Raw genomic sequence first — 23113 nt, 5'->3', positions numbered from 1 at the left:
GCTTTGATTTATTCCTTATTATATTATTTGAAATTATTATAACAACACTCCCTTATTAAAGAGGGATGCTATGATTAAATTACTTTTTTGCTTTATCAATTCATTTATTTTACTTTTTCCACTTATCTCCAACGCTTCAGAACATATTGGTTTTAAGCGAATTCACTATGATATACATGATGGAAGACCATTAGATATTGCTGTTTGGTATGCCACTAATAATGAGCAAAATTCAATAACTATAGCTGATAATGCTATTTTTGATGGTTCTGAAGTTATTGCTGATGCAGTACCAGAAATAAAGAATACTAAATCGCCATTAATTTTACTTTCACATGGTTACGGCGGGAGCTGGCGAAGTTTAAGCTGGCTTGCACATGCATTAGCTGCAAAGGGATATATTGTTGCAGCTCCTAATCATCCGGGGACAACTGGATTTGATCAGAATACTGAGCAGTCAGCCAAACTATGGTTACGGCCGCAAGATTTAAGTAAAACTATTGATGCGCTGGCTGAAAATCAAACATTCTCAAATATCATTAATTTAAATCAGATTTCCGCTATAGGCCATTCGCTTGGTGGTTGGTCAGTAATTGCACTTTCCGGAGCCAGATTTGATACAGAGTCCTTTAAGAAAGATTGTAATAAATATTCATATTTAAAAGCTTGTCATTTGATATCTGAACTTGGTCTGGCAAATTCAGAGCTTAATAGGAATATGTCAGACCCCAGGATAAAAGCATTCGTATCATTGGATGCTGGTTTGACAAGAGGGTTTACCATTGAAAGCTTACAAAAAATCAAAATACCATCTCTTATTATTGGTGCAGGAGTTGATATAGGTGATACAAATACACAACTTGAATCGGGTTATGTACAAGAATTTCTACCAAAATCGTCCTCAACTTATATCATTATTCCAGATGCAATGCATTTTAGTTTTATCCAAATTTGTAAATCTGATGCAATTGATATATTGAATCAAGAAAAAGAAGGAGAAGGAATTATTTGTAAGGATGGCGGTAGTCGGGATAGAAGTGAGATTCATCGTGAAATTACTCATCTCATAGTTAATTTTTTATCTAAGACATTTTCAAATTATAAAAACTGATTTCAAAAAGCTGCTTTAAATGATGCAGTTTCTTATTATTCTTATAATGGGTTATAGCCCTAAAATGATGTAATACTCTATTTTGCTACAAAAAAAAGACTGCCTTACATGTAAGGCAGTCTTGCATACTCAATATTAACGATTAATTTTCAGCCGGTTTTGGTTCTTGCGGTGCCTTTTCAAGCAAAGCTTTGATTGACAGGCGTACACGGCCGCGATCATCAATTTCCAGTGCTTTTACTTTAACCTGCTGACCAATTTGCAGGTAATCGCTTACATTTTTCACACGATCATGTGAAATCTGGCTGATGTGTACCAAGCCGTCTTTACCCGGCATAACTGATACGATAGCACCAACATTGTTATCCAGAATCTTGATTACTGTGCCTTCGTATACTTTACCCACTTCTACTTCAGCAGTAATTTCTTCAATACGGCGTTTGGCCGCTTCTCCTGCTTCACTGGTGCTGGCAGCAATGGTAATCGTACCATCTTCAGCAATATTAATTTCAGTACCGGTTTCTGCAGTTAATGCACGGATAGTTTCACCACCTTTACCAATAACATCACGAATCTTGTCCTGATGGATTTTCATAGTAAATAAACGTGGTGCATGTGCAGATAATTCTTGCGGACCTTTTACTGCTTCCTGCATTTGTCCGAGAATATTCAAACGAGCTTCTTTCGCCTGAGCCAGTGCAATCTGCATGATTTCCTTAGTAATTCCCTGAATTTTGATATCCATTTGCAGAGCAGTCACACCAGTAGTGGTACCGGCAACTTTAAAGTCCATATCACCAAGGTGGTCTTCATCGCCCAGAATATCAGTCAGTACAGCAAATTTATTGCCATCCAGAATTAAACCCATGGCTATACCGGCAACATGGCTTTTCAAAGGAACGCCGGCATTCAGCAGACTCAGACATCCGGCACATACGCTGGCCATGGAAGAAGAACCATTGGATTCAGTAATTTCAGATACTACACGCATGGTATAGCTGAAATCTTCAACATCAGGCAATACAGCCAGCAGTGCGCGTTTTGCCAGACGGCCGTGCCCGATTTCACGACGTTTTGGTGCACCCATACGGCCTACTTCACCGGTTGAGTATGGCGGGAAGTTGTAATGCAGCATAAAGCGGTCGGTATATTCACCACTCAGAGCATCGATAATCTGTTCATCACGCTGGGTGCCCAGTGTTGCTGTAGCCAGTGACTGAGTTTCACCACGAGTAAATAAGGCAGAACCATGTGTACGCGGTAATACGCCGGTCCGGATATCAATAGGTCGAACAGTACGGGTATCACGGCCGTCAATACGCGGCTGGCCTTCCAGAATCTGGCCACGAACTACTTCTTTTTCCAGATCTTTGAAAATACCGCGAATCTGGTTAGCCAGTAATGTATCAGTTTCTTCGGTAATCAAAGCCGCTTCAACAGCAGACCATGCTTCATCTAGTTTTGCCGTACGGGCTTGTTTTTGCTTGATTTTGAATGCTTCATCAATTGTTGCACCAGCCAGCTCACGCACTTTGGCAATCAGGCTTTCATCAGCAACAGGAGCCTGCCAGTCCCACATTTCCGGATTAACTTCATCAGCAAATTCATTGATGGCACGGATGGCTGCCTGCATTTGTTCATGACCGAATACTACTGCACCCAGCATGGTTTCTTCAGACAGTACATCTGCTTCAGATTCCACCATTAATACGGCTTTTTCTGTACCGGCAACAACTAAATCCAATTGTGACTGAGCCAGCTGAGTTTTAGTCGGATTAAGAACATATTCACCATTGACATAGCCGACACGGGCTGCACCAATCGGACCGGCAAAAGGTACACCTGTTAGTAGTAGTGCAGCTGAAGCACCTAGCATAGCCGGAATATCTGAATCAATTTCCGGATCAACTGAAACTACCATGGCAACTATCTGAATATCGTTGTAGAAACCCTCCGGAAATAAAGGACGAATAGGACGGTCAATCAGGCGGCTGGTAAGGATTTCTTTTTCACTCTGTTTGCCTTCCCGCTTAAAAAATCCGCCCGGAATTTTACCAGCTGCATAGGTGCGTTCCAGATAGTCTACGGTCAGCGGAAAGAAATCCTGACCAGGTTTGACTTCTTTAGCAGCTGTAACGGCTACCAGTACCACAGTATCGCCCATGGAAATTTTTACTGCACCGGCTGCCTGACGGGCAATTTCACCAGTTTCCAAAGTAACTGTCTGATTGCCGTATTGAAAGGTTTTAATGTGTTTATCAAACATATTGTTTTTCCATTCTAATTTTTTGCAGATACCGCACCTGCTAAAAAACCTAACAATGTACACGTAACAGGCATATACATAGGTAGGGTTTCTGGCCGGGCGTGATTTGCAAAATGATTATTAATGAGGTTTTAATCAAGCCTGTAACAGGCTATAAATACATTTTGTATTATGGTCAAATTCTAACATATATTTTTTACCTTATCGCAAACTCAATGACTGTCCCGACGCTGGTTAAGCTCAGGATATGCATTTTTGGTCTTTTTCAATCTGCCATAAAAATATTTCTATTGACCGTATATTTTTTCTTTACCAAAAATCATTAATATTAAAACTATTTGCTTGTATGTTAGAATTGATTTTACTAATGTAAATTACCATATTGGTTCAACCGGATCTGGCTGTACCTGTATTATTGAGGACAAAGTAATGTCTGAATTTTTGTATAAAAAACCAACTGACAGTGATGTACTGTTATCTGTTGTGATGCATCCGGAAGATACCAACGCAAACAACACTATTTTTGGCGGACGTATTCTGGCTTTAATGGATCAGGCCGCGTATGCATGTGCCTGTAAACACTCACGTTCTGTAACGGTAACAGCAGCTATTAATACTGTTAATTTCCGTACGCCAATTTATGTGGGTGATTTGGTCTCAATTAAAGCACGGGTCAATTATGTAGGTAAATCGTCCATGATGATTGGTATTCGTGTAGAAGCGGAAAATCTGCTTACCGGAGAAATTCGTCATAGTAATTCCAGTTATTTCACCATGGTCGCCATTGATTCTGCCACCGGTAAGCCACAGTCTGTACCCGGTCTGATTCTGGAAACATCCAATGAAGTACGCCGTTTTGTACGCTCATATACTCGTAAGATGGAACAGCAGGAAGCTTTGAAAGAATTTCAGGCAAAAGCTTTTCATTTAAATAAGGATCATCTGGACTGGTGTCAGACACAGAATGCGCGTTTAAATCCCGATTTATATAACGAAATAGGATAATTCAGATTTGTTTGCATTTCTCTTCTGCCGGTGTGTAGTATTGATTTTTCAGCCTTGATTCAAGGCTATTGGCGACAAATACAAAGAAATTAGTAGCCTTAAAAAATTCGTAATTGCTCCGGCAGTTGAACAAATCAATACCAATACTGATTTTAATATTGATATTTCATTTTAGAAAATGTAAGCGCGAAATACGCTGGATACAGCTAAGATTTAACCAAAAACAGGAAGCTAAAGCATTTAGCGTGCAAGGTATTAGTTATAGTGCTTATGCCGCTGCCTGCTCTTTCTGGCAGAAGATAAAACGTGGCTTGAAACAGGGGCGCTAGGACAATTACAAGCTGTCTGTATCATAAGCGAGCTATTAAATTTTATGGTACATGCTGAAGCGCGATTAAGTCATAGACTGTAAGCTAAACAAAAAAAGCCCGTTTGGGGCTTTTTTTAATTTTACAAAGATTTTGCAGCTTATTTCTGTTCATATCGCGCTATCTCATTATCAAACTCTTGTTTTTCTTGTTTGATCCTTTCAACAACAACGGAATAATCAGTACCATGTAAATATGGTGGTGCTAATTCAGGACACAGATGATAGACAAGCATATTTATGTTAATCATATTACCTAAAGCTGTTCCACATGCATGAACAGTTAGATCAGGGTAAAAATGATATTTATGTCGTAAATCTAGAGCAAATTGATCAAGAGCCTTACCTAATTCATTAGCTCTCTGGTTAATCTCAACTAGTTGCTCATGAGAAAACTCTGATTTGTCCATATCCATTACCAATCATGATTCGCCGCCCTGCCAGGTAAGTCAAAAATACCTCCACTATCAGGGCCAAGACAATACGTATAGGCTGCATAACACTGATGGAATAAGGCCTTCAGTACAACGATTATGTTGCTGGCTGCACCGTTTAAGCTGACTTACTGATAAACGCAGCAATCCTTCATTATCTTGTTTTTGATTCTGTTTCTTACTACTCAACATACTAGTTACACTAGAATGCTTTTGGTCAGCAGCGGTAGCAGTTACTGCTGATATACTTAAAACTGCCAGTATTGATAAAGAAATTAAACGCTTTAACTAAATTATAAGTCAATACGTTAAAATTTATTTTGTTTCAATTTTGTCACATACTTGGTTCGTCATCATCCTTATCATTACTCAGCGCAATTGCAACCCTTTCAGTTCCCTTCTGGTCAAGTATCCTGCCGCACGCTCAACCTGTTCTCTACCGTTGTTTTAAGCTTGTTATAGAAACCCCGAAGGCTGTCCATGCCTTGGCCAATTGCCTTTGTTGTTCGCTCAAAGTAGAAAGGTACGATAAGGTATAAAAAAGCCGTCTTTTTAAAGACGGCTTTTTTCAGACGGAGAATGCTTATTTACGCAGACCCAGACGTGCAATCAATTCGCGATAGGTATCCGGTTTAGTGCGGCGGATGTAGGCCAGCAAACGACGACGGGAGCTAACCATTTTCAACAGACCGCGACGGCTGTGATGGTCTTTCGGGTTAGCTTTAAAGTGACCAGTCAGATCATTAATACGGAAAGTCAATAACGCGATTTGTACTTCAGAAGAACCAGTGTCCCCTTCGGCACGTTGATAATCTTTAATAATTTGTGCTTTTTGTTCAACAGATAACATGTAATTTACTCTTAAAAAAAGCCTTACGGCAGACAAGTTGGCCAAGCTAATATATGTCATTAACAAATACCAACTCCGGATACATATTTAACTGATATAAGCCGTATTCATCAGACGCAGCACTTTCAAACACCTGCTGGCGGCCTGATATTGCACCAGCCCGATAAAGCGGCCATCAACAGCATAAATACGCAAGGGGCACATTGTGCCATAATTTTGCTCAGAATGCACGGCTACACCATGCTGTAACTGCAAAATATCTTTATCATTCAGAGTGACAGCCGGAAAATGTTGTACGAGTACATCACAAGGCAAAAGCCAGTTATCCCGTGCAGCTTCATCCAGATTACTGATTGCAGCAAGTGAATGAGTCTGTTCAATGGTAAAGCCGGCAGTAGCAGTGCGGCGTAATGCAGTCAGATGCGCTACAGTTCCCATATGTTTGGCCATATCTTCAGCCAGAGTACGTATATACGTTCCCTTACTGCAACGCACACTGATAACCAGCCGCGGGAAAGTAAAGTCAATAATATCTATCTGATAAATCGTTACCTGGCGGCTTTTCCGTTCGATGGTGATACCTGCACGGGCATATTCATATAATGGCTTGCCCTGATATTTAATAGCTGAATACATAGGCGGTGTCTGAGTAATTTCACCACTAAAAGCAGAAATGGCTGCCTGTACCTGCGCCAGTGTAATCACAGTATCGGAAGTGGCAACGATTTCACCTTCAGCATCACCTGTGCTGGTAGCCGCACCCAGCTGTAAAGTCGCTATATAAGCTTTATCTGCATCCAGAAGATACTGAGCAAATTTAGTTGCTTCTCCAAAGCATACGGGTAACAAACCTGTTGCCAGCGGATCCAGTACACCGGTATGCCCTGCTTTGGCCGCACCATATAAAAAGCGCGCCCGCTGCAAAGCACTGTTACTGCTCATTCCGCTGTCTTTATCGAGTAACAGCACGCCATTAAGAACGCGTTTGCGCCGGCTAGTCTGGGTATTCATGATGTTGTTTATCTAATTTCAGTTTCAGGGTCATTAAGCGAGCGCATCATAACATGCTTTATCCGGCCTATTCAGGATTAGTCGCTTTTTCGATTAGAAACAGGCTTGAGAACCAGTACTGGCTTTTAAAATTACCAGCTCCGCCGATAACAGAACTTCGGACATCTATATTTTCAAACTTAAAAACTGACTATAAAAGCATCTTATCAGGATGCACACAGATGACATAATTTCCAGATTTCACTATCAGTGGAATCTGCGAACCCAGATAGGTGTATGGATTAGATGTATATGCCGTTAGTCATACTATTCTTGATTTCCAGCGATGTTTACCCATGTGATAGTTAATTTTGCATACTGTTTTATTGTCTTAATTTAGGTGTGCATGCCTCTATGCAGATTTTATGTTTTCTTACCTGAGCAGATCTGATTAGTAGGACAATAGCACAAAGGAATCATTGAAATTTATTAAAATTTCTTATAAATATATGGTATTTTGCTGCAATTAAGTCTTACGCAGATGCTTTATTTAGAGTTACAATTATTTTATATACCAGTGCTGGTACTGCACTGGTATATCTGTCAGAATAACTGGTAGAAAATAAATATTTTAATCCTGTTTTAAATGACATTTAATCGGTAATATGAGGTACATTTACACCTCAGTATAATTTTCTGTCATTTTTATTCAGGATTATATTTATACCGGTATTGATTTTATCCGGTAAATGATTTTCTGGTTGTACCGGTCTGTTTATCTGAGAACAGAAACTAACAGACTAAACACTTCTTCTATACTGATGAAAAGGGTTCATTATGAAAGCAGCCGTAGTAACAAAAGACAAAAAAGTTGCCATCCAGGATAAAGCTGTACGCCCACTGAAAGCCAATGAAGCATTGCTGAAAATGGAATGCTGTGGCGTTTGCCATACCGACTTGCATGTAAAAAATGCGGATTTTGGCGACGTAACTGGTGTAACACTGGGACATGAAGGTATTGGGGTTGTAACTGCTGTAGGTGAAGATGTTACTTCTTTAAAAGTGGGTGACCGTGCCAGTGTTGCCTGGTTCTTTGAAGGCTGCGGACATTGTGAATATTGCAACAGTGGTCGCGAAACCTTCTGCCGTGAAGTTAAAAATGCCGGCTATACTGTAGACGGTGGTATGGCTGAAGAATGTATCGTTGTAGCAGATTATGCAGTTAAAGTACCAGACGGACTGAGTTCTGAAGCAGCCAGCAGTATTACCTGTGCTGGTGTGACAACCTACAAGGCAATCAAAGTTTCTCATATCCAGCCGGGTCAGTGGATTGCGATTTATGGCCTTGGTGGCTTAGGTAATCTGGCGTTGCAGTATGCCAAAAACGTGTTTAATGCTAAAGTAATTGCTATTGATGTCAATGAAAAACAACTTGAGCTGGCACGCGAAATGGGCGCAGATATGACTCTGAACCCTGCTAAAGAAAAAGTAGAAGAAATCATTCAGGAAAAAGTAGGTGGTGCTTACGCTGCTGTGGTTACAGCTGTAGCTAAATCCGCTTTCAATTCAGCCGTAGCCTCTGTACGTGCCGGCGGACGTATTGTTGCTGTAGCATTGCCAGTTGACACTATGGATCTGAATATTCCGCGTCTGGTTCTGGATGGTATTGAAGTGGTAGGTTCACTGGTAGGTACACGTGAAGATTTGCGTGAAGCATTCCAGTTTGGTGCAGAAGGTAAAGTAGTACCAAAAGTAACTATGCGCCCTCTGGAAGATATCAATGATATTTTCGATGAAATGACTGCCGGTAAATTTACTGGTCGTATGGTAATCGATTTTAAAAATGCCTGATATCTGTTAGGCAGTTTAAAAAAGCCATAGTCTGACTATGGCTTTTTTGTTGTCCGGAAAATTAATTAGCAGGCTTCGCCTACCTGAACACCATTGAGAGTATCCTGAGCAGAGGCCAGACTGGCTACCAGTTGCTGAGCTGCCTGAAATTCAGGTGTCTGCATAGTAGCAATATATTCTGTTGCACTCCCCTTACCGGCAATCATTTGCCAGCGCTGTGCCAGCCGGCTGATATCCGGCCAGACAAAATCGGTCAGCAGATTATCTACCCAGTCTGGTTTATTACATACCAGAGCAATATCACAGCCGGCACCAAAAGCCTGCGCTGTACGTGCATGGATATCACCGGCGCAGCTGGCTCCTTCCATAGTTAAATCATCAGAGAAAATTACCCCGTCAAACTGCATTTTATCGCGCAAAACACCACCTAGCCAGATAGTGGAGAATCCTGCCGGTTCTGTCGGATCAACTTTAGGGTATACCACGTGTGCGGGCATGAGTGCCGGCATACCATTATGAATTAGATCTTTAAATGGCTGAATATCATCAGCCCATAACTCTTCCCAGCTGCGGTTATCTTCCGGTAAAGTAAGATGGCTGTCACCACTGACGGCTCCATGCCCGGGAAAATGTTTGCCACAGCAAGACATACCACCACGAGCCAGACCACGTTGCAAAGCTACTGCCAGAGAGCTGACTACAGCCGGCTGCTGATGAAAACTGCGATTACCGATAACAGCACATTCACCCCAGTCCAAATCCAGAACAGGCGTAAATGATAAATCTATGCCACAGGCACGTAATTCAGTAGCCAGTACCCAGCCTACCGTTTCGGCCATTTTGTCGGCCATTGCTGCACCATGCTGCTCCCAGCACTGTCCCAGAGTACGCATGGCCGGCAATCGGGTAAATTCGGGAATAAAGCGCTGTACCCGCCCGCCTTCATGATCAACAGCGACAATAAGCTCCGGTGTTCTTAATGCTTTAATTTCCGCAACCAGCTCGGTTAACTGAGCACGGGACTGATAATTGCGCCGGAACAGAATCACACCGCCAATGGCCGGATGACATAAACGTTCACGTTCGGTATCACTTAACCTGAACTCTGCCACATCAGCCATAACCGGACCACGTGCTAATGCTTTGGGATGTACTGACAACATAAATTATTCCAAAATTTTTCTGAATGAATCGCGTGGTCTGACCAGAAAGTGTTCCATCATTAACAATGGAACAATTAATAAAACCTGTATAATGGTGTAAACGACCTGTACGATTAACTAATTATCCAACTAGAACAGTATCTTTATAAAAAATTACGGCAGCATCATAGCAATAAACAGGGTATTGTTTGCACGCCTGATTAACAGAGGTACATTTTTTCCACTGGCTGCTACTGCATTATCAAAATCTTTTTCGTCATGAACCAGTTTCTGACCAACGGCGATAATAATATCGCCACGACGTAAATCTACCTGTGCAGCCAGCCCGCTGATGTCTTCAATAATCAGCCCCTGAGCTGTTGCCCGCAATACCAGACCGAGACGGTGTTCGGCAAAACTGGTTCCGTCAGTTGGCATAATGGTACTACTGGCAGAACTGGCCGGATTAGCTACAGCCGGAGACACATTATCCAGCGTTACCTTGATTTCTTCTTTTTTACCTTTACGCCAGATACCCAGAACGATTTGCTTACCTGGTGGCAGTAAACCAACTTTCACCGGCAAATCGCTTGAATTCTTTAGCTCATCGCCATTCACACTTTGTACGATATCACCGGATAATAAGCCTGCTTTAGCTGCCGGTCCGCCGGCAACAACTTGAGTAATCAGCGCACCATTGGCTTTATCCAGACCAAAAGATTTAGCCAGATTATAGTTGACTTCCTGAATAACTACTCCAAGCCGGCCTCGCTGTACCTTACCTGATGTTTTCAATTGTTCGGCTACATTCATGGCCACATCAATCGGAATGGCAAAAGAAATACCCATAAAGCCACCACTGCGGCTGTATATCTGTGAGTTAATTCCTACTACCTGTCCCTTAAGATTAAATAATGGTCCACCTGAATTTCCGGGATTAATAGCCACATCAGTCTGGATAAACGGCGTATAGTTTTCTTCCGGCAGACTGCGTCCTTTGGCTGAAACGATGCCGGCAGTCACACTATTATCAAAACCAAACGGCGCACCAATGGCCGCTACCCATTCTCCGACTTTTAATTCTTCAGGATTACCCAGTTCTACAACCGGTAATTCATCGGCATTGATTTTTAATAATGCAACATCAGACTGAGCATCAGCACCAATCAGTTTTGCCTGAAATTCACGTTTATCATTCAGTAAAACCTTAATATTATTCATACCGTTGACTACATGAGTGTTGGTAAGAATATAACCATTCTTACTGATAATAAAACCTGAACCAAAATTATATTCATCATCATTTGCCTGCGGGGTTTGCGGTACATTTGGCAAAAGGCGTTTGAAGTATTCGTAAAACGGATCATTGTCAGGCAAAGCATCCGGACCGGCTTCATTATCGATATTACGGTTATTGCGTGTAGCCTGAATATTGACTACTGCCGGACCTTGCTGGTCGACCAGCCGGGTAAAATCGGGCAACAACATAGCTACCTGATTGCTGTTCCCATCAGTACCGGCAGGTATTTCCTTCACAAAACCCTGACCGTCTTTATTTTTGCCAAACCATTGTTCCAGCCTGTCACAACCTGCTACTAACAACACTGACAAAATTGCCGTCAACATATATTTGCGATTTATCCGCATCCACTTCCCTAACTTTTTTGTTTTCTTACACAAGCAAAGATTAATAATATTGTAACGAAAAGAGGCGTTAAGTTACACAATCAGACGGTTAAAGTCGACTTTGCCGGGTACTCGCACAAATCATTTATCAGACATTGCTCACACAGCGGTTTACGCGCTTTACATATGTAACGTCCGTGTAAAATAAGCCAGTGATGTGCATTAAGTCTGAACTGTTTCGGCACCACCTGCATTAATTTATCCTCAACTTCACGTACCGTTTTACCCGGTGCCAGACCAGTACGATTACATACCCGGAAAATATGCGTATCTACTGCAATCGTTGGATGACCAAAAGCTGTATTCAGCACAACATTAGCCGTTTTTCTCCCTACTCCCGGCAATGCCTCCAGCTCTTCTCTGGTTTGCGGTACATCTCCGTTATACTGCTGTACCAGAATCCGGCAAGTTTCCATCACATGTTTGGCTTTGGTTTTATATAAACCGATGGTCCGAATACACTCCATAACTTTATCTATTCCTAACTCCAGCATGGCTTGTGCTGTGGGTGCCATCCCAAACAGATGTACAGTGCATTTATTGACAGAAACATCCGTTGCCTGTGCCGAGAGCATAACAGCTATCAATAATTCAAATGGTGAATGATATATCAGCTCTGTAGTCGGATTCTGACAGACAGCCTGCAAACGAGTGAATATTTTCTTGCGCTTTTGTGCATTCATGAAATTAAACTATTATCGGTTTTTTTGTTGCTGACGAAACTGCCACGGTGCTATAGCACTGGCATTGTGCCATAAACCAAGACGATTTTGGCGCGCCTGTATCTGAGCACTCTGATAACGGCCAAAACCTAATCGATCCTGCTGCTTTTTAGCAATTGAGTCGTAATGCCAAGCATACCCCTGCTGAACCATCCATAAGTTAATATCTGCATTATTCAATATAATCTGACCAACTTCACGCTGATACTGATCTATAGCAACCACATTGACATCAACATACTTACCCTCAATACGTGCTTTTAAGGCATTGCGACTGGCTATACCATAAGCTTGTTTGATTTCCGGCGCATCAATATTAGCCAGACGAACTTTATGCGTATGCCCGTCCTTGTCTCTGATATGCACAGTATCTCCGTCATGCACACTGTCAACATTACCGGAATAGCGTCCTTTACTGGCTACTGCCCACTTTTTTCCTCTTACAGGCGGCTTACCATTAAGCAAATCCTGTACAGAGCGCACAATACTGTCCGCTTTCTGTGTCCATTCCGCTAAAGGTGTAATTATACTTTCCGGCAACCACACTTTAGCGATGGTCAGAATAATAGCCACCCAGACCAGAATTTTACGCCAGTTAGTCAGAATTTTTTTTCTTTTATGCATTTATCAGAAAACCACATTGTTAAATATGCCGGCCTGAACAGAATAAACCACAGACAGTAAAATAAACCCTTAAAACAACAGCAGCCAGCTACCCTTTTTTCAGGTAACTGGCTGCGCAGGTATTAATTAATTGTAATATTAAATACTTCTGTGCAGCAAATTCAGACTCTGGCAGTTAATACCTTAACGCCATCGCTGCAACCCAGCACCAGTAAATCAGCCGGATGGTGAGTAAACAAACCATTTTCCACTACACCGGGTATCTTATTAATAGCATCTTCCATTTTAATCGGCTCATCAAAGTTCAGATTAGCTACATCCAGAATCTGATTTCCATGATCAGAAGTAAAACCCAGACGCAGTTCAGGCTCTCCGCCAAGTTTCAGTAGGCGGCGCGCTACCAGTGAACGGGCATTGGGTGTCACTTCCACTGGTAACGATACATGACCAAGACGACTGGTATACTTACTTTCATCAGCAATACAAATGAATTTCTCGGCAGCACTGGCAACAATTTTTTCATTTAACAATGCACCGCCGCCACCTTTAATCATCTGCAATAAATGATTGATTTCATCAGCTCCATCAATGTATAGCGGTAAACCATTCACTTCATTGAGTGTTACTTCCGGAATACCAAATTTTTTTAAAGTTTCACTGGTCAGGGCAGATGTGGATACTGCACCTTTAATCTGCTTTTTACTTTGTGCCAGTGCCTCAATAAAAAAATACACGGTAGAACCGGTACCAATACCCAGATACTCGTTTTCATTGACATATTCAACAGCTTTTTGCGCTGCCTGACGTTTCAACTCATCCTGTGTGGCCATTCTACTGCTCCTTGATCAGCTTAACTTTAAGTACATTTCAAACAATAATTATTCCTGCACGAAATTATAACTGATGCCGCAACAGGATTAAACTGCCGTCAGCAATACGACTGCCTGAGCCTCAATAGCTTCTTTCCGCCCCAGATAGCCTAACTTTTCATTGGTTTTACCCTTAACATTTACTGCATCCACAGCTATATTCAAATCAGCTGCAATATTTATGCGCATCTGATCTATATAAGGACGCAATTTCGGCTCCTGAGCAATAACCGTACTATCAACGTTGACCACACGCCAGCCGGCTGCCCGAACGGCAGCACAGGCACCGCGTAACAGTACACGGCTATCGGCATCTTTATTTGCAGCAGCTGTATCCGGATAAAGCTTGCCAATATCACCTAAAGCGGCTGCACCCAGCAGTGCATCGGTAATCGCATGCAATAACGCATCTGCATCAGAATGACCAAGCAACCCTTTATCAAAAGGAATTTTTACGCCGCCAAGTAACAATGGCCGCTCACTAACGAGCTGATGCACATCATAACCCTGACCAATTCTTAAAGAACTCATTTAATGGTGTCCTGCTGTAAAAAATAGCTAGCCAGTAACGCATCCTGTGCACTGGTGAGTTTCAGATTGCGTATGTCCCCTGCTACCAGTAATGGAGCCAGACCAAGCGCCTCTACGGCAGAAGATTCATCTGTAATCACATCTAAATCTGCCTGTGCCAGTGCTCTGGACAGAATACCGGTACGAAACATTTGTGGAGTCTGAGCCTGCCATAAACCTGTTCTGTCCACTGTCCGGCTTACCTGCTGTTGCTCATCTGCCTGTTTAAGCGTATCTGCTACGGGAAGCGCCAGTAACCCGCCTACTGCATGATCCTGCACAGCAGCTAATAAACGTTTTACAGAATCCGTACTCACACAGCAGCGAGCGGCATCATGTACCAGTACCCAGTCGTTATCCTGTACATTAAAATATTTTTGCGCCTGCACAATCCCATTGCGCACAGTTTGCGCCCGCGTCTCTCCGCCACAACGCAGGATATGCACATCCGGCGGTAATAAATCTGCCGGATAGACAGCATCGATATATTCATCCTGTTCTGATACAACAATCAAAAACAGATTAATTGCACTGATTTGTGCCAGTCGCGACACTGTGTGCTGTAATACAGTCTGACCGGCTAAAGTAACATACTGTTTCGGACATTCTGCTCCAAAACGTGCTCCGACACCCGCGGCAGGAATCAGCACTACATGCCGGGTCATACAGATTTATCTCCGCTATTTTCCTGCCATTTTCGCCACATACAGGGCTCGCCAACTATTTTATCCAACGCCTGCAAATAAGCTTCATGTTCAGCCAGTTCTTCTGCACTGGGTTCCACTACTGTTAACCCAGTATGTTTTATCTGATATTTGCTGTCTGCAATCTGATTTTCACTGGCAGCAGCAGTAGCCATCAGTTCATCTACCAGACTGAACTGGCTTCGGGTCATGGCCAGATAAACTTCACCAAGTAATTCACAGTCAATCAGCGCACCGTGCAGTACACGCTTACTGCGGTCTACTTCCAGCCGCGTACATAAAGCATCCAGTGAATTTTTCTGTCCCGGATATTTATCACGGGCCATTTTGAGCGTATCAACTGTCCCAGTGGTAATCGTTTTAATTTTGGGCATACCCAGACGCTCAAACTCCATATCCAGAAAGCCTTCATCAAACACAGCATTATGAATAATCAGTTCGGCACCATGCAGGTAGTCGGCAATCTGCTGAGCCACACCGGCAAACACCGGTGCATTCATTTCGTGTAGCTTTTCCAGTGTAATTCCGTGTACTGCCACAGCTTCGTCTGGAATATCGCGCTCAGGATTAATATACAGATGCAGATTATTTCCGGTAAGACGCCGGTCTACCATTTCTACACCGGCAAATTCAATCAGGCGATCACCATTGTTTGCATACAGTCCGGTGGTTTCAGTATCAAGAATAATTTGACGCATATTGATTCAATGCTTTATGCGGTTGAACACCGCTGACTTAAAACTCCGATAATACTAAAAAATCAACTCCGGTGCATAACAGCCGTCCGTGCCGGTAAAACAAATTACTCAGCAGGCAAACCCAGCAGATGACTATTACAAACTAATAGTCATCAAGCGGTTTTATCCGGATAAAACATTATTTTTTTAGTATTTTTTGTCATAGCCTCTATTAACGGGTATATATACCACTATTTATTTTTCTTTTAAAAACAAAACTATAAATAAAATTCTCATTTATTTTTGCAAATAATAATAACTATCATTTGCAATTAGAAAACAATTTGTTTATGATGCATCTATGTTCACGAAACGACACAAATATTCACAAATATTTTGCAGCCATTTCTGAACATACTCACAGATTTAAAATAGATTGTTTTTGTTCAACAATTTATTTAGCACTTTTCTATTGGTAGTGGTTTGTGTTCCTTTTTGCGCCCCCTTTTTGAGGGGCGATTTTTTTTGTTAGTCATCAGTGTAATAAAAACAGAAAAATAATTCAATTATCAACCAACCTATAAAAAGCCGGCCTGTATATTTTCAAACAGGCAGGCTTGAATATTATTGCGGCTGATAGCGTCCGGCCATAGCCTGATAAATCAGATTTTCATTTTGCAGGACACTATAACGGTTGTTTAACACGTTTTGTGCCGAAGAATACTGAGTATTCAATGCATCCAGCCAGTCACTAAGCGGATTAGTACCGTATTGATAGCGGGCATGGTAATAGCGACTGTTTTTTAAATCGTACTGGTATTTTTGTTCATTATTGGCCAGTGTATTGCGGCTAAGCGTGTATTGCCGGTAATAGCGTTCAACTTCATTAAGGGCGGTAGTCAGAGATTGTTCAAAAGTCAGCTTTGCACTTTCAAAATCTGCCTTAGCCTGTTTGTTCTGCCAATACAGAGTCTGCCAGTCGAGAAAAGGCAAATTTACATTAACACTTGCCGTACCGACAGGAAAATGTAAAGCCGAAGAAGCAGCCTCAGAACGCGAATTAACCGCACCATTCAGACTAATACTCGGATACCAGCTACGTTTAGTTGCCTGCTGACTGGAAAAAGCAGATTGCAAACGATATTCTGCCGCACGTAAATCAGGGCGATTAGCCAGTACAGACAATGGCACATTCAGATTCACTTCACTCAAATGAATCTGATTTAAAGGTGTTGGCTGAATATCCGTTACCTCACCCGGACGCTGATTGAGTAAATTATGCAGATTCTGCAATACTTCCAGCCGGTTCTGCTGCAATGAGGTCAGGTTATTCTCTGCGCTCAGTAACGATTGTTTGGCATTAGTGGCATTAATGCTGCTGACTTTACCTACCTGATACTGTGCCTGAGAAATTCTGGCAATCTGCCGGTATTGTTCTATACTGTCTTTGGTTAAACTGATTGCACCATCAATGTAGGCAAGATGAAAATAATTATCGACGACACTATTAATCAGTGAAAGTCTGCTGGCTGCCAGATCCTCTTCACTGGCCTGATATTTCCAGCGTGCCGCATTGGTATTGGCACGAATTTTCTGCCATACGTCCAGCTCATAACTTAATCCGAGCTGACCGGTAAAATTACGGCTGGACACCCCGCCATGTTTCAAATCTTTGGAGCTGCTGGCGCCAAGAGAACCACTGGCATTCGGTACCAGATCTACTGCTGTCAGGCGGGCACTATAACGTGCTTTTTCAGCTGTCAGTGCTGCCTGACGCAAATCAACATTATTAGCCAGCGCAGTATTTACCAGCTGATTCAGAGTGTCATCATGGTAAATTTCCCACCAGTTAGCATTAACCTGATACTGCGCAGCAATTTCTGCACTGCTTAGCATTCCGGCTTTATGCATGCTTTGCTGCGGATAGGAACTATGCGTAGCACAGGCGGTTAACAGCAGACTCAGACTCAGCATCCATACTGCGCTGCGTTTTTTCACAAAATTATCTCTCATCATCGTAACTTTTTATTCTGACGCTTACTGCATTTATCAATGCAGTACAGCCATTTCCGCCAGATTGAAATTTCAGCATCAACACAATTAATCGCGTGACAGCGCGTCAATAGGATTAAGCTGCGATGCACGTTTTGCCGGCATAAAACCAAACAGCACACCAATTACACTTGAACAAAGTACAGCCATCACAATAGAAATTGTTGAGAATGACATAGCAAAATCTGTTGCCAGCAAATTAAACAGCATACTGATGGCAAACGAAAACAGTACACCTACCAACCCGCCAATCAGACAAATAAGCACCGCTTCAATCAGAAACTGTTCAAGAATATTGTGCTGACGTGCACCGATAGCCATGCGTATACCAATCTCCTTCACCCGCTCGGTTACCGATACCAGCATGATATTCATCACCCCGATACCGCCTACGACCAGAGATATCAGCGCAATACTTGATATCAGCAGAGTCATGGTGCCGGTAGTACTTTCAATTGTCTGCTTAATAGTGTCACTGTTACGGGTAAAAAAGTCCTCTGTACCATGACGTACTTTCAGTAATTCAATAATGCCTTTTTCTGCCGTTTGTGAATTGACATTATCTTTTACCTTCACCGTAACTGAAGTAATGTATTTAGAGCCGGAAATCCGGTTCATCAGCGTGGTATAAGGAGTAAACAGTTGTAAACTGTCACTGTCCGAAAAGCCGTTATTATTGGGTTCTGTTACACCGATAATACGCAATGGTCGTTTATTAAACAGAATAACCTTTCCCAGCGGATTAGTACCATCAGCAAACAATTTGTTTTTGGTATTGTCATCAATTACGACTACCTGACTGTTCTGAGTTACATCATCCTCATTAAACAGCCGGCCAAAAGCAAGCTTGATACCGCGTACATCAAAATACTGGTCACCTACACCGTATAACTGAGCTGAAAGAGACTGATTTTCATAAGTCAGCGTACCACTGGTATTAACACCCGGAGTGACACTGTCAACATAGTCCTGTTGCTTCAGAACCTCTGCATCACCAACAGTCAGCGTTTTAATACGGGAAGAACGGCGATCCCCATATCCGTAACCCGGATATACGGAAACCGTGTTTGTGCCCATAGCATTGATGTTTTCAAGAATTTTTTCCTGCGACCCTCTTCCCAGTGCAACTACCGACACCACTGAAGCAATACCGATAATAATGCCGAGCATCGTAAGAAACGAGCGCATCTTATGCGCCATAATCGCCTGAATAGACATCAGAAAAGATTCAAAAAACTGATCACGGTAAAAATGCCATGAATTATGCTCTTCAATACTCTCAATATTGCTGGGCGGAATATCTGTATTCTTACTGTGGTCGGCGATAATCCGTCCGTCACTAATTTCAATTACCCGGTTAGCATTAGCAGCAATCGTCGGATCATGTGTAACCATCACAATGGTATGACCGGCATCATGCAGTTTATGCAGGATTTCCATCACATTTTTTCCGCTACCGGTATCCAGCGCACCTGTTGGCTCGTCTGCCAGAATAATTTCGCCGCCGTTCATCAGCGCACGGGCAATACTTACCCGCTGCTGCTGACCACCGGACAGTTCACTGGGACGGTTTTCTTCCTTACCGGCAAGCCCGAGCTGAGCCAGCAACTCATCCGCCCGTTTCATTCGCTCATCGTATTCCATACCGGCATATACAGCTGGCAGAGCTACATTTTCACGTGCTGTTAATGTGCCGAGCAGGTTATAGCGCTGAAAAATAAAACCAAAGCTGCGACGGCGCAAAGCGGCCTGTTCATCTGCGGTCATAGCAGCAGTTTCTACGCCATCAATTTTGTACGAACCGCTGGACGGCACATCCAGACAGCCAATGATGTTCATCAGAGTAGACTTACCCGAACCAGACTGACCGATAATAGCTACAAAATCGCCTTTTTCTATGCTCAGATTAATATCTTTGAGCACCTGAACCCGGTTTTCACCAGTGCCGAACCAGCGATTGATTGCCTTAATTTCCAATAAACTCATGGCTTACATTCTCGGACCGCGCATTTTAGGTTCTTTGCTGACACCATTTTTGGCGTCTGCCTTGCTCAGCGCAGATAAAACTACCCGGTCACCCTCTTTCAGGCCTGATTTCACTTCTGTGCGCATACCGTCTGTAATACCAGTCTCAATCTGTTTTTCCTGAACCTGCTGATTATCGCCCAGCACCTTCACCACTTTTTTACCACGGTTATGCCTGATTGCCTGATTCGATACAGTCAGTACATTTTTAACAGATTTCACAAAAATATTATTCTGAGTAGTCATCCCGATGTGCAGTGTGCCATCATCATTCGGAACCAGAGCCCGGGCATAGTAATAAATAGCTGTATCAGTTGTATCCGTACTGGTGTCATAACTTCCCTGAGACATCTTGGTTAACCCCGGATCTACTGCTTCAAGAGTAGCTTTACGCACTTTGTTATTGTCCGCCAGTGTAGTAAAAGTTAAATGCATTCCTGCCTTAACCTTACTCATGTCGCCCTCGGCAATCTGCATTTTATTCAGCATTTTGCTTAAGTCAGCCAGCTGTACAATCGTTGGCGTATTCTGGCTGGAGTTCACAGTTTGTCCCTCTTCTACCGGAATGGATACAACTGTACCGTCCATCGGGGCAGTAATGCGGGTATAGCCTAAATCTGCTTCTGAAGTGTTAATGGCAATCTGTGTTTGCCGGATTTGTGACTTCAGCTCAGCCACGTTAGCCCGTGCTGCGGCCAGATTATCCTGAGCATTATCAAAATCTGCTTTAGAGGTAGCATCCTGTCCCATCAGCGCGCGTTCACGGTCAAATGCACGCTGCTTCATTTTCAATGCAATTTGAGCAGATACCAGCTGAGCACGATAAGTATCCAGCTTAGCTTTATTAGTGTTGAGGGTATTTAACTGGGTAGTGGAATCAATATCAGCAATCAAATCACCTTTTTTAACCTGCTGACCCAGTTTAACATACAGTTTTTTGATCTGGCCGGAAGCCTGAGCACCGACATCAACCAATTGTGCCGCTGCAATTTCTCCTGTGGCATTAACTGTCTGCATGATATCGCTGCGGCGAACATCATCTGTCACAAAATTCATCTGGTCTTTAGGTTTAAAAAACAGGCTCCATACAACAGCAGCCAGCACCACCACAACTAACAACCATACAAACCTTTTAACCCATTTTTTTTTCATTTGCTTAATAATCCGTATATCACTCAAATTTTGCTCTAATTAATAAATTTAATAAATAGCGGCAAAAGATTAAGATTGTAAAGGATGAAAACCATTCTCATCAATATATCATGTTAGTTATTAATATCTGATATCCATTATTAATTTATGAATATTAAATAATAATCCAAGCTCTTTATAAAATCATATATATTAAATCTTTGCTTGCTTAAAAAATATAATGATAAAATTTTAAATGATTTCAACAAAATACACATTTTACTGATACTCAAATATGAATAAGAGTCTGAAAATATATTTAACTATTCATTAACTACAGAGTCGCTGCTCCATATCGAAATTCTGCTAATAAAAATATAGTAGTTATTAAGAAAAACCGCCACTACAAATACAGCAGAAAAATTAAAGGATTCCACTTTTTTAAGTATTTTTTAATAAAATTAATAAAATCAACATAAAAAATTATCTAAATAGAAATTAAAAAACTCCTCTTTTTATATGAACCGTTAAAACAAAATGACGAAACCTAATCTGAATATTCATATATGGCAAAATTAAGCAGGCAAACTACTTACTATTTATACTATTAAAACAAAAATGATTATTTTATAATATTTCATATTATTCTTTTGAATTCTTTACCTTTATTCGGCTTAATATTTTCTTTCCCACATAAAAAAACATTTATGTTTTGACAATGCACACACAACTGATTAAGCTGCGCAGCTTTGTACTGACAACATTGAAAAAAATAATAACTGTTTACAATTAAATCAATCATGTTCAGCAGATAATATCTGCATACTGGTTATTTTTCCGGCACATGAAAAAGCAGTTTGGAATAAGCAACAATGACTAATTCAACTACCCGCCGTGCAGTCTATGCCGGCAGCTTTGATCCCCCTACCAATGGTCACTTATGGATGATTCGTGAAGCACAACCATTATTTGATGAACTAATCGTCGCTATTGGTGTTAATCCGGAAAAAAACGCCACATATTCAGTTGAAGAGCGCAAAGAAATGCTTCAGGCTATCACGGCAAATTTTCCCAATGTTAAAATCTCCAGTTTTCAAAATCAGTATCTGGTTAATTATGCACGCAGTATTGGTGCAGATTTCATTATCCGCGGTATCCGTACCGCTTCTGATTATGAGTATGAGCGTTCCATGCGCCATATCAATCATGACTTACAGCCGGAAATTTCCACTATCTTCCTGATACCGCCGCGTGAATATGCCGAAGTATCATCAACCATGATAAAAGGCATGGTCGGACCGCAAAACTGGCAGGCCATGATTCGCCGTTATGTCCCTGATGCAGTTTATGAAAAAATTATGCAAGACCATATGTACACTGAGAATTGAGCAGACAGAATGATCCGGGCAGTCGCAACCTGAGTGCCCGGTTCAGAGACTGATTTTGCATTAATCTTGATTCTTGACTAATAGGGTAGCTGATTATCAGCTACCCTATTATCCATCTGGTTTTAAAACAGAGGATTCAAAAAATTTTTCATATTCAACTTTACAGATACGAATTGAATATTCTTCGTACCATTGTTTGATATCCATCTTTTCCCCTCTATGTGCAGCGTATGGTTTTTCCATTTATCAATAGCCTCTAGTGTTCGCCAGTATGAAACTGTAATACCGATTCCTTCTGCGTCTCTAACACTGTCCGCTCCTAAAAATCCTTCTATTTTTTCGGCTTCAATTAATAAATTTTGTGCCATCTCTAAGTAGCCAAAATCTCCCGGGCTGCGTTTAGAGGTAAAAATAACGGCGTAATAGGGTAATTCAAACACTTTACTGATCATTTAAAACCTTTTTACTCTTGATTGCCGTATTCTGTAATGGAAAGTGATAAAAGGGTTTTTCCGGTTATTATATGAATTTATCCCTAGCTTTTTTTTAAATAACTCTTTGTAAAAATATAAATCATTATCATTCTGCAAACAATAAAGCAAGCTATTTTTCAGGCTGCTGTTTGTCATTGGTTACTATTTTGTCTGCA

General features: G+C 41.7%; 21 protein-coding genes. 5 read left to right on the top strand and 16 right to left on the bottom strand.

Features of this window, described 5'->3' with window-relative positions; all coding sequences use genetic code 11:
• Positions 1-70: 70 nt before the first annotated feature.
• Positions 71-1111, top strand: coding sequence for an alpha/beta fold hydrolase (locus GYX91_RS03245; RefSeq protein ID WP_174829932.1), 1041 nt, complete (start codon positions 71-73; stop codon positions 1109-1111).
• A 142-nt stretch (positions 1112-1253) separates the two neighbouring features.
• Here GYX91_RS03245 and pnp read toward each other — a convergent pair whose 3' ends face one another.
• Positions 1254-3377, bottom strand: a complete 2124-nt coding sequence (pnp, locus tag GYX91_RS03240) for a polyribonucleotide nucleotidyltransferase (protein ID WP_174829931.1) — start codon at positions 3375-3377, stop codon at positions 1254-1256.
• 429 nt (positions 3378-3806) lie between these two features.
• Between pnp and GYX91_RS03235 the strand changes: the two genes are divergently transcribed.
• Together GYX91_RS03235 and GYX91_RS11220 are read left to right on the top strand one after the other, a co-directional pair.
• Complete coding sequence (locus tag GYX91_RS03235; protein ID WP_084585679.1) at positions 3807-4382, top strand: acyl-CoA thioesterase; 576 nt, start codon at positions 3807-3809, stop codon at positions 4380-4382.
• A gap of 67 nt (positions 4383-4449) precedes the next feature.
• The gene (locus tag GYX91_RS11220) at positions 4450-4557 is read left to right on the top strand and encodes a RepB family plasmid replication initiator protein (RefSeq protein ID WP_110414477.1); all 108 of its coding nucleotides are present in this window, start codon (positions 4450-4452) and stop codon (positions 4555-4557) included.
• A 293-nt stretch (positions 4558-4850) separates the two neighbouring features.
• Here the strand turns inward: GYX91_RS11220 and GYX91_RS03225 are convergent, their stop codons facing one another.
• The 3 genes from GYX91_RS03225 to truB form a co-directional block, all read right to left on the bottom strand.
• Entirely contained in the window at positions 4851-5165 is a 315-nt protein-coding gene (locus GYX91_RS03225) for a hypothetical protein (protein WP_041879136.1), read from the bottom strand.
• A gap of 601 nt (positions 5166-5766) precedes the next feature.
• Positions 5767-6033 (bottom strand): 30S ribosomal protein S15, encoded by a 267-nt coding sequence (rpsO, locus tag GYX91_RS03220; RefSeq protein WP_025330297.1) that lies wholly within the window; start codon positions 6031-6033, stop codon positions 5767-5769.
• Between the two features lie 87 nt (positions 6034-6120).
• Entirely contained in the window at positions 6121-7044 is a 924-nt protein-coding gene (gene truB, locus GYX91_RS03215) for a tRNA pseudouridine(55) synthase TruB (RefSeq protein ID WP_174829930.1), read from the bottom strand.
• Positions 7045-7860: 816 nt separating this feature from the next.
• Between truB and adhP the strand changes: the two genes are divergently transcribed.
• Positions 7861-8874: an alcohol dehydrogenase AdhP gene (gene adhP / locus GYX91_RS03210; RefSeq protein WP_025330295.1), complete on the top strand. Its 1014-nt coding sequence runs from the start codon at positions 7861-7863 to the stop codon at positions 8872-8874.
• A 65-nt stretch (positions 8875-8939) separates the two neighbouring features.
• Here the strand turns inward: adhP and nagZ are convergent, their stop codons facing one another.
• The 11 genes from nagZ to GYX91_RS03155 all read right to left on the bottom strand — a co-directional run bounded on the left by nagZ (position 8940) and on the right by GYX91_RS03155 (position 21097).
• A complete protein-coding gene (gene nagZ, locus GYX91_RS03205) occupies positions 8940-10037 on the bottom strand; it encodes a beta-N-acetylhexosaminidase (protein WP_238791312.1) in 1098 nt (365 codons plus the stop codon).
• Positions 10038-10190: 153 nt separating this feature from the next.
• Positions 10191-11663 carry a DegQ family serine endoprotease gene (locus GYX91_RS03200; RefSeq protein WP_174829929.1) on the bottom strand — a complete coding sequence of 491 codons (1473 nt, stop codon included), beginning with the start codon at positions 11661-11663 and terminating at the stop codon, positions 10191-10193.
• Between the two features lie 80 nt (positions 11664-11743).
• A complete protein-coding gene (gene nth, locus GYX91_RS03195) occupies positions 11744-12385 on the bottom strand; it encodes an endonuclease III (protein WP_084585682.1) in 642 nt (213 codons plus the stop codon).
• 12 nt (positions 12386-12397) lie between these two features.
• Positions 12398-13048 (bottom strand): thermonuclease family protein, encoded by a 651-nt coding sequence (locus tag GYX91_RS03190; protein ID WP_174829928.1) that lies wholly within the window; start codon positions 13046-13048, stop codon positions 12398-12400.
• A gap of 161 nt (positions 13049-13209) precedes the next feature.
• Positions 13210-13878 (bottom strand): ribose-5-phosphate isomerase RpiA, encoded by a 669-nt coding sequence (gene rpiA / locus GYX91_RS03185; protein ID WP_037393496.1) that lies wholly within the window; start codon positions 13876-13878, stop codon positions 13210-13212.
• Positions 13879-13965: 87 nt separating this feature from the next.
• On the bottom strand, positions 13966-14448 hold the full coding sequence (gene ispF, locus GYX91_RS03180) for a 2-C-methyl-D-erythritol 2,4-cyclodiphosphate synthase (RefSeq protein ID WP_174829927.1): 483 nt from the start codon (positions 14446-14448) through the stop codon (positions 13966-13968).
• Complete coding sequence (ispD, locus tag GYX91_RS03175) at positions 14445-15152, bottom strand: 2-C-methyl-D-erythritol 4-phosphate cytidylyltransferase (protein WP_174829926.1); 708 nt, start codon at positions 15150-15152, stop codon at positions 14445-14447. Before ispD ends, ispF begins: the two co-directional genes overlap by 4 nt.
• Entirely contained in the window at positions 15149-15889 is a 741-nt protein-coding gene (gene dnaQ, locus GYX91_RS03170; RefSeq protein ID WP_174829925.1) for a DNA polymerase III subunit epsilon, read from the bottom strand. Before dnaQ ends, ispD begins: the two co-directional genes overlap by 4 nt.
• Positions 15890-16492: 603 nt before the next feature.
• Entirely contained in the window at positions 16493-17866 is a 1374-nt protein-coding gene (locus GYX91_RS03165) for a TolC family protein (RefSeq protein ID WP_370520365.1), read from the bottom strand.
• Positions 17867-17968: 102 nt separating this feature from the next.
• Entirely contained in the window at positions 17969-19906 is a 1938-nt protein-coding gene (locus GYX91_RS03160; protein WP_174829924.1) for a MacB family efflux pump subunit, read from the bottom strand.
• Between the two features lie 3 nt (positions 19907-19909).
• Positions 19910-21097 carry an efflux RND transporter periplasmic adaptor subunit gene (locus GYX91_RS03155; RefSeq protein ID WP_078474340.1) on the bottom strand — a complete coding sequence of 396 codons (1188 nt, stop codon included), beginning with the start codon at positions 21095-21097 and terminating at the stop codon, positions 19910-19912.
• An 851-nt stretch (positions 21098-21948) separates the two neighbouring features.
• On the opposite strand from GYX91_RS03155, the gene coaD reads away from it, so the two are divergent.
• Complete coding sequence (coaD, locus tag GYX91_RS03150) at positions 21949-22464, top strand: pantetheine-phosphate adenylyltransferase (protein ID WP_025330283.1); 516 nt, start codon at positions 21949-21951, stop codon at positions 22462-22464.
• Positions 22465-22586: 122 nt separating this feature from the next.
• Here the strand turns inward: coaD and GYX91_RS03145 are convergent, their stop codons facing one another.
• On the bottom strand, positions 22587-22916 hold the full coding sequence (locus GYX91_RS03145; protein WP_202983727.1) for an antibiotic biosynthesis monooxygenase: 330 nt from the start codon (positions 22914-22916) through the stop codon (positions 22587-22589).
• Between the last annotated feature and the right edge of the window lie 197 nt (positions 22917-23113).

Source organism: Snodgrassella sp. ESL0304 (assembly GCF_013344995.1).
Taxonomy (GTDB): Bacteria; Pseudomonadota; Gammaproteobacteria; order Burkholderiales; family Neisseriaceae; genus Snodgrassella; species Snodgrassella alvi.
Note: the sequence above shows the minus strand (reverse complement) of the source record. Positions and strands in the feature narration are given on the sequence as shown.